Source organism: Enterococcus pernyi, assembly GCF_045371165.1.
GTDB classification, from domain to species: Bacteria; Bacillota; Bacilli; order Lactobacillales; family Enterococcaceae; genus Enterococcus_B; species Enterococcus_B pernyi.
Map to the genome: position 1 here is coordinate 226 of NZ_JBIQDM010000031.1, position 351 is coordinate 576.

Annotated in this window: 1 protein-coding gene; it reads right to left on the reverse strand. The window is 46.2% G+C overall.

Going from position 1 to position 351, the window contains the following annotated elements; all coding sequences use genetic code 11:
• On the reverse strand, positions 1-351 hold a 351-nt coding region (locus tag ACH0AK_RS14930), incomplete at both ends, for a MucBP domain-containing protein (protein WP_499797086.1).

Genomic DNA, 351 nt, shown 5'->3' on the forward strand with positions numbered 1-351 from the left:
TCATGGTTCACTGTGATTGCTCCGCCGGTTTGACGTTCATATTGGATGGTTACTGTTTGTGCTTGTTCCGTCACTGTCACTTGTGGCAACTCACCTTTTACTTGCCAGCCAACTTCTGTTCTAGGCGTCAAATCAAATCGATCGCCTACATTACCGACATCTGTGAATCGCTCACTCGTATTCTTAGTCGGATCACCGATAAATTCATGGTTCACTGTGATTGCTCCGCCGGTTTGACGTTCATATTGGATGGTTACTGTTTGTGCTTGTTCCGTCACTGTTACTTGTGGCAATTCACCTTTTACTTGCCAACCGGTTTCCGTTCTAGGTGTCAACTCAAATCGATCGCCC